The sequence below is a fragment of the Streptomyces niphimycinicus genome (assembly GCF_018883605.1).
GTDB lineage: Bacteria > Actinomycetota > Actinomycetes > Streptomycetales > Streptomycetaceae > Streptomyces > Streptomyces niphimycinicus.
Genome location: NZ_JAHLEM010000837.1, coordinates 1 through 7,901, shown reverse-complemented (window position 1 = coordinate 7,901; position 7,901 = coordinate 1). Strand labels below are relative to the sequence as shown.

Here is a 7,901-nt window from a genome sequence, read left to right as displayed (position 1 = left end):
GCACGGCGCCCCGCCCGTCGGAGCGGACGCGCCGGCCGCTCGGGCGGTCCTCGCCGCGGTGGCCTACCACGCGGACGAGGCGGACGTGGACCTGGGGCAGTCGCGTACGGCCGACGACCGGCTGCGGACCGCCCGCGCCTTCGGTCTGCGCGGCTGGTCGGTCCTCGTCCTCGTGGACACCCTCGTGGCCATCGGGCGGTTCCCGGAGGCCGAGACCGTGATCCAGGACGCCATGACCGAGGCCGCGGTGTTGCGCCTGCCCCGCGTCCAGGCCGATCTGGAGGCTCAGGCCCTGACCGTGCGGGCGCTGCGCGGAACCCTTCCGGCGGCACCCCGGCTCACCCCTGCCGTCTGGCGCGCCGTCTGCCTGGACGAGAACCGGGCCACCCACGCCCGTCTGCTGCGTGCCCGCGGACTCGCCGCCCTCGGACAAGGAGACATGGAAGGCGCCTGGCGGCAATTGCGCCAACTGTTCGCCGCCGACGGAGCGCCCCTGCACCCCTACCTGTCCGCGCGGAGCATCGCCGAACTCGCGGTCACCGCCCAGCGGACCGGACGGTCCGCCGAGGCCCTGCCGATCCTGGAGCGGGTCCGTGCGGAACAGGGGGAGCGCCCGAGCACCAGGATGACGCTGCTCCTGCACCATGCCACCGCCATGGTCGGCCCGGACGACGAGGCCGAGGAGCGCTTCCAGCTCGCGCTCGTCAACCACGGGGCGAACCGGTGGCCGTGGGAGTGCGGTCACGTCCGCCTCAACTACGCCATCTGGCTGCGCCGTTGCCGCCGGACCCTGGAGGCGCGCCAACAGCTCACCACGGTCCTGGAGGCCGCCGAACGCCTCGGCGCCGGCGCCCTCGCGGCCGCCGCCCACATCGAGCTGCGCGCCAGTGGCGCCGCGCCCGCGCCCGAGGACGGGGGTCCACTGGAGCGGCTGACGGCACAGCAGCGGCAGATCGTCAAGCTCGCCGCACGCGGACTGTCGAACCGCGAGATCGGTGAGCGGCTCTTCCTCTCGCCGCGCACCGTAGGCTCGCATCTGTACAACGTGTATCCCAAGCTCGGCATCAGCAGCCGCCATCAGCTCCGTGACCTGGTACAGGGCCGGTGAGGGGGCGGCGGACCGGTCGGAGGAGAGCCCATGAGGCCCGGACAACCGGGTAGGGCCGTGGTCCTCGACCGCGTGGTGCAGCGCCTGATCACCGCCTCGGCCGCGCCGCCCTCCCTCGACGACCTCGGCCCGGACGCGGGGCGGCAGGCGCTGCGGGAGACCCAGGCCGACCGGTTCGAGGACTTCGACGTGGACGCGGTCTTCCGCGTGGCACCGGTCGGCCCGTCGCGGCTGCTCGGCTTCTGGACCGTCCGCCCGGCCGGGGCGCCCGGCATCCTCCCGGCCCTCCTGTATCTGCACGGCGGCCGGTGGGCGCTCGGCGACGCACAGACCCACGCCCGTCTCATCAGCGAACTCGTCATCGGGGCGGGTGTGTGCGCCGTGGTCCCCGAGTACCGCCGCGCCCCCGAGGCCCGCTACCCGGTGGCCCTGGAGGAGTGCTACGCCCTGCTGACCTGGGCGGTCTCCCACGCCGACGAACTCGCGCTGGACCCGGGCCGGCTGGCGGTGGCGGGGGACTGCGCCGGGGCCACGCTGGCGGCCGCCGTGACCATGCTGGCGAAGAACCGGCACGGGCCGCGGATCGGCGCCCAGTTGCTCTACTACCCGCTCACCGACGCCCGCTGCGACAGCCCCTCGCAACGGCAGTTCGCCACCGGCTACCTCCTTACGCGGCGGGCACTGCGCGCCTATTGGGCGCGGTACGTCGCCGATCCGGCCCGGCGGACCGAACCCACCGCGGCACCGCTGCGGGCCCGCCCGGAGGAGCTGGCGGGGCTGCCGCCGGCCCTGGTCGTCACCGCCGAGGCCGACGTGGCCCGCGACGAGGGCGAGAGTTACGCGCGCCGGCTGTCCGAGGCCGGGGTCGAGGCGCTGTCCCTGCGGTTCCTCGGGACGATCCACGACTTCGTGGCGCTGCACGCCCTGGCCGACAGCGTGCCCACTCGGGCGGCGATTCCGGCCGGATGCGCCTTTTTGCGTGCCCGTTTGAGGTGATGAGAACCGGAACGACCGAGGACCAGTCGGCCGACTGATGCGCCTACCGGCGCCGCCACGACAGGCTGACGGCATGTCAACCGCGATCGACTCCTACGAGGAGAGACGCCGGCGTTCGACCGTAGCGGCGAGTGAGCGAACCATTGTGCTGACCACCCGCTCGGTTCCGCCGAGCGAGAGCCTGGACTACTGGCACGACGCCGTGCTGGACACCCTGGTGGGGATGGACATCGCCACCGAAGGCCGTACCTACGACGCGACCCTGCGCACCGACCGCCTCGGGGACCTGCGGATCACCACGGTGGAAGCCGACCCTGGCCAGGTCCACCGGGCGCCGCGCTTCATCGCTCGCGGCGACGGGCGCGAGGTGTTCGTGGCCGTCCAGAGCACCGGCCGCGCCCAGGTCGAACAGGACGGCCGCACCACCGAGCTGCGGACCGGTGACATCGGGTTCTTCGAGACCATCCGCCCCTTCCGCAGCACCTTCCCGGAACGCTTCCGGCTGAAGATCTTCGCGGTCCCGCGTCCGCTGCTGGAGCTCCCGGAGGCCGGCCTGCGGGAGCTCACCGCGCGGTCGGTGCGCCCGAGCGGCGGACTCCCCGCCCTGCTCGCGCCGCTGCTGGAGCGGCTGGCGGACACCTCCGAGTCGTACCCGACACCGACGGCCGAGCGCCTGGCCGAGAGCGTCATCGGCCTGGTGGCGGCGACGGCGGCGGACCAGTTGGGGGCGGACCCCGCCGAACTGCCGGGTGCCGACGGCGTCCTGCTGCTGCGCATCAAGACGTACATCCGCTGGCACCTGTCGGACCCCGGACTGGCCCCCTCCGTCATCGCCGGGGTGCACGGAATCTCGGTCCGCTATCTGCACCGGCTGTTCGAGGCCGAGGGCAGCACCGTGTGCCAGTGGATCCGTGAGCAGCGCCTGCGGGAGTGCCGCAAGGAGCTCGCCGCGCAGCCGCCGGGTTCCGTCAGCCTGGGCCAGGTCGCCCGGCGCTGGGGGTTCGCCAGTCCGGCCGCGTTCGGCAAGGCATTCCGCAACTCCTTCGGGCTGTCACCGACGGACTGGCTGGGGCGCGTGCGGGAGGGAAGGGTGCCATGCTGACCGGCCACCCGCCAGGGGTGTCCTGCGCCACCCGGGAGCCGGCCCCCGGCGACCGCCTCGACGCCTGGCAGCGCGCCCTCTCGCGGACCTTCGTGGACATCGAGGTCACCGTGGAGCACGACCGCCCGTGGACCGGCGAACTGGCCGCCGAACGACTCGGTGCCCTCCAGATCGCCACCGAGGAGTTCGGCCCCGGAACGATTCTGCGCGGCGCCCGCTCGGTGGCCGCCGACCCGCGGACCCACATCCTGGTCCGCCGGCAGGTGGAGGGCACCGCACTGCTGCTCCAGGATGGCCGCACCGCCCAACTCCACCCCGGCGGCCTGGCCTTCCACGACGCCCGGCGCCCGTTCCGGATCGTGCTCCCCGAGCGGCAGCGGGCGCGGATCCTCATGGTGCCCCGCGCCCTGCTGCGCCTGGAGGAATGGCAACTGCGCGCCCTCACGGCCACCGTGGTGGACGACGCCGGCGGGGGAGCGGCGGGCCTGTTGCTGCCGCTGCTCGACGGGCTCGTCGACGAGGTCATCCGGGCCACCCCGACCCGGCGCGAACAACTCGCCCGTACCATCGTGGGGATCCTGTCCACCGTGGCCCTGGAACAGGCCGGCGGACAGCCCGAATCGGCCCTGTGGGAGCGGATCACCGCGTCCGTCCGGACCCGGCTCGGCGAATCCGGACTCGCCCCGCAGGACATCGCCGACCAGCACGCCATTTCGCTGCGCTATCTGCACCGGCTCTTCCAGCGCCAGGGCACCACCGTGGGCGCCTGGGTGCGCACACGCCGGCTGGAGGCGGCCCGCGAGGAGCTCGCCCGGCCCGGCGCCGCCCACCGGTCGATCGCCGCGGTGGCCGCCCGCTGGGGCTTCACCAGCCCCTCTCACTTCAGCCGGGCCTTCCGCGAGACGTACGGGATGTCGCCGGCGCAGTGGCGCAGGGCGGCGGGCGCGGTCCGGGCGGACTGACACCGCCGGCTGTTCCTTGTCGGACCGCATCCCGGGCGCTCTCGGAACGATTGTCCCCGCCCTCCCCGCCTACCGTGCGGATCACCGGGTTTCGGCAGAAAGGGACGACATGAAGCACAAGGCGATGGCATGGACGCTGCCCGCGGTGCTGGTGGCGCTGAGCGTGGTGGGCTCCGGTGCCCCCTCCTCGGCCCGGAGCACCGGCCGGGCCCCGACCACGGCGGTCGGCCCCCAGTACGACACCACGCACGTCTATGTCACCCACGGCAAGGAGGACGCCTTCGTCGACAGTTGGCTGGCGACCTTCGGCGGGACCCACACCACGAAGGTCGTCACGAACGTCACTCCGACGCCCAGCGAGGCCGAGTCGGAACTGGTGCTCTCACCCGTCGGCACCCTGTCCGTCTTCGACTTCCGAACGCCCGTCCCCTATCCGTTCGGCGCCGAACGGACGGGCTGGCTCATGAGCGACTTCGACCGGGGTGTCCGGCTGGCCAGGCAGAGCGGCGCGAACACCGTCGTGGCGCCGTTCGACGACCCGATCGGGCGGGACGCGGTCGTCCAGTTCCCGGGTGGCGTCAACGTCCAGCTCTACTGGCACACCAAGGCCCCGTCGTACGCGCCCCTGGAGACCGTGCCCGACAACCGCGTCTATCTGACGCCGGACTCGGCGACCGCCTTCCTCCGCTCCTACCTGCGGTTCACCGGCGGCCGGACTGTCTGCGACGACCGCGCGGCGGACGGCGGTGACATCGGTCTGCCCGGGCGGACCTACCGCCGTATCGCCCTCCGCTCCCCGTTCGGCAACACGGTCGTCAGCGTCACCGACGGCCACCTGCCCTACCCGTTCGGGCGGGAGGCCACCGGCTACGCGGTCAAGGACCTCACGGCGACCCTGCGCAAGGCCGAGGCGGCGGGTGCACAGGTGCTGTGGGGCCCGTACGACGGCAAGGGCCGTAGCAACGCGATGGTGCGGTTCCCCGGCGGTTACGTCGCCGAACTGCACCAGGGCAGCGATCTCTGATCACCTCCTGGAGCCCTCCATGGCCTCGTCCTCCGTCGTGGAACTGTCGCGCTGGCAGTTCGCGATCACGGCGATCTTCCACATGACCTTCCCGGCGCTCACCGTCGGCCTGTCCCTGCTGCTCGCGGTCGCCTACACCGTGTACGTCCGCACCGGCAACCCGCTCTACCTGCAAATCTTCCGCTTCTGGAAGAAGATCTTCGCCGTCGGCTTCGGCCTCGGCGTGGTCGCCGGCACCGTGATGACCTTCGAGTTCGGCCTCAACTGGGGCATCTACGCGCACGCCGTCGGCCCGGTCATCGGCGTCACCATCGGCATGGAGGTGATCACCGCCTTCTTCCTGGAGGCCGGTTTCATCGGGATCATGCTGTACGGCGACGGCCGGGTGAAGCCCCGCACCATGGCCCTGGCCTCCTGGATGGTGGCCGCGGGCACCCTGCTCTCCACCACCTGGATCCTGTCCGCCAATAGCTGGATGCAGGACCCGGCCGGATACCGGGAGGTCGACGGCCAGTTCCACGTGACCGACTGGTGGCAGGTGCTCCTCAACCCGGCCTTCAGCCACCGCTTCCCGCACATGCTGCTCGCCGTACTGATCAGCGCGTCCTGGTTCGTCGGCGGCATCAGCGCCTGGTATCTGGTCAAACGCCGCGCGTCCGCCCTGCCGTTCGCCCGGCGCACCCTGTCCATGGCCCTGGGCGTGCTCGCGATCCTGATGCCCGTCCAGCTCTACGTCGGAGACGCCACCGCCGTCTTCATGGGCGGGCGCCAGCCCGCCAAGCTCCAGGCATTCGAGGGCAATTGGACGACGGACAACAACGACTACAACCTCGTCGTCATCCCCGACACGGACCAGGGGAAGAATGACTTCCGCGTCGGGATACCGTACCTCGGCGCCGCCATCGGCCACGACCTGACCGGCGAGGCCAAGGTCCCGGGCCTGCTACAGACCCCGCCGGACGAACGCCCCAACATGTGGAGCGCCTTCTACGGCTTCCGGGCCATGTACTTCACCGCCCTCGCCATGTTCGCCGCCGCCTTCGCCGGGCTCGTCCTGCGCCTGCGCGGCCGCCTGTTCACCTCTCCGCGGTTCCTGCGCTGGCTGGTGTGGATGACCCCCGCCGGGGTCATCGCCATCACCGGCGGCTGGATCACCGCCGAGAGCGGCCGCCAGCCCTGGGTGGTCTACGGCAAGCTGCGCACCGCCGACGCCGTCTCCCACCTCACCCTCACCGAGGCGGCCCTCAGCCTGACCGGGTTCGCGCTGCTGTACGCGACCCTGCTCACCCTCTGGATCCGCTACATCATCCGTACCGTCAAGGCCGGCCCGGAACCGGTCACGGACCTTCGAACCGCGCAGCCGGAGGGCTCCGTTGTCTGAGTACCTGACCTACGCACTGGTCCTGCTCTCGTTCGGGGCCTATGTCGTCCTGGACGGCTACGACCTCGGCGTCGGCATACTGAGCCTCTTCGACCGCAGTGAGCGGCGCCGCCGCGAGTACAACGAGCTCATCGCCACCGCCTGGGACGCCAACGAGAGCTGGATCATCCTGGGCGGCGTGGCCCTGTGGGCCGGACTCCCCGGGGCGTACGCGACCGTCCTGCCCGGGGTGTACCCACCGCTGATCGCCATGCTCTTCGCGGTCATCCTGCGCGGCATGGGCCTGGAGTTCCAGAGTGCCTCCGGCACCTACCGTCGCGGCTGGGGGCTGCTCTTCGGGCTGGCCTCCCTCGCCGTGACGCTCTGCCAGGGCCTGGTGATCGGCGCGGTCCTGTCCGGACTCCCGCAGCGGGATGGTCACTTCACGGGGGACGCCCTCGCCTGGCTCACCCCCTACAGCGTGCTGTGCGCGCTCGGCCTCGTGTGCGTGTACCTGCTGGCCGGTGCCGCCTGGCTCCAGGACAAGACGGAGGGCACGGCCCACGAGTGGGCGGGCCGGCTCGGCCGTCCGCTGCTCGGCGCGACCCTCGTGGCCGCGCTGATCCTCGGCTTCGGCCTGGAGGTCGCCGACCCGCAGCACTTCCCCTTCGAACAGCCCCTGCGTGCCACGCTCTTCGGCCTCGCCGTGGCCGCCGCCCTGGTCTGCTCCGCGGTGGCCTGGTACGGCTTCGGGCGGCGGCCGGACTGGCGGCCATTCGCGGCGGTGCTGGGCGCGGAGGCCGCGGGGCTGCTGGCGCTGGTGGCGGCGACGGTACCGGTTGTCGTACCGCCGTCCCTGACCCTGCACGAGGCGTCCAGCCCGCAGGGTTCGCAGGTGTTCCTGGTGGTCGGGGTCGGGCTGTGCATGCCGTTCGTGCTGGCCTACAACATCTATGCCTGGTGGGTCTTCCGGGGGAAGTTCCGGGAGGCCGAGCGGCAGTCGCCGACCACGACGGCACCGGACGACGGATCGGCCGGCCCGTTCGTGCCACCACCGGAATCCCGGATCGTCGTCATCGTGCGCCGGACGCTGCTGACCCTGCTCGGCATCCTGCTGGCGGCCGTCTCCCAGGACATCTTCGGCGGTGAGTCGGCCTGGGTGGACCCCCTCGGCATCGCCCTGCTGTCCGGCACCGCGCTGGTCGCCTGGATCCTCGGGGACCGCCGGGCGCGGCGGCTCGGGGAGTACGACCTGCCCGGCGGTGAGCGCCCGTGACCGACACCGCGGCCCTGGTGGCGGAGCTCGCCGACGGCGACGGCGCGGACGAGCGGGCCTCGACGCGCCGGCT

7 protein-coding genes are annotated in these 7,901 nt (G+C 72.3%); all 7 read left to right on the top strand.

Going from position 1 to position 7,901, the window contains the following annotated elements:
* Positions 1–1,108: LuxR family transcriptional regulator (locus tag KN815_RS51735; RefSeq protein WP_216347329.1), on the top strand; the 1,108-nt coding region annotated here is incomplete at its 5' end.
* Positions 1,109–1,138: 30 nt separating this feature from the next.
* Positions 1,139–2,104 carry an alpha/beta hydrolase gene (locus KN815_RS43830; protein ID WP_216347328.1) on the top strand — a complete coding sequence of 322 codons (966 nt, stop codon included), beginning with the start codon at positions 1,139–1,141 and terminating at the stop codon, positions 2,102–2,104.
* 73 nt (positions 2,105–2,177) lie between these two features.
* A complete protein-coding gene (locus KN815_RS43825; protein ID WP_216347327.1) occupies positions 2,178–3,206 on the top strand; it encodes an AraC-like ligand-binding domain-containing protein in 1,029 nt (342 codons plus the stop codon).
* Positions 3,200–4,168, top strand: coding sequence for a helix-turn-helix domain-containing protein (locus KN815_RS43820; protein WP_216347326.1), 969 nt, complete (start codon positions 3,200–3,202; stop codon positions 4,166–4,168). Before KN815_RS43825 ends, KN815_RS43820 begins: the two co-directional genes overlap by 7 nt.
* 109 nt (positions 4,169–4,277) lie before the next feature.
* On the top strand, positions 4,278–5,192 hold the full coding sequence (locus KN815_RS43815) for a VOC family protein (protein WP_216347325.1): 915 nt from the start codon (positions 4,278–4,280) through the stop codon (positions 5,190–5,192).
* 19 nt (positions 5,193–5,211) lie between these two features.
* Positions 5,212–6,573 carry a cytochrome ubiquinol oxidase subunit I gene (locus tag KN815_RS43810; RefSeq protein ID WP_216347324.1) on the top strand — a complete coding sequence of 454 codons (1,362 nt, stop codon included), beginning with the start codon at positions 5,212–5,214 and terminating at the stop codon, positions 6,571–6,573.
* Positions 6,566–7,828, top strand: coding sequence for a cytochrome d ubiquinol oxidase subunit II (locus tag KN815_RS43805; protein ID WP_216347323.1), 1,263 nt, complete (start codon positions 6,566–6,568; stop codon positions 7,826–7,828). The genes KN815_RS43810 and KN815_RS43805 overlap by 8 nt, the downstream gene beginning before the upstream one ends.
* The last annotated feature ends 73 nt before the right edge of the window (positions 7,829–7,901 follow it).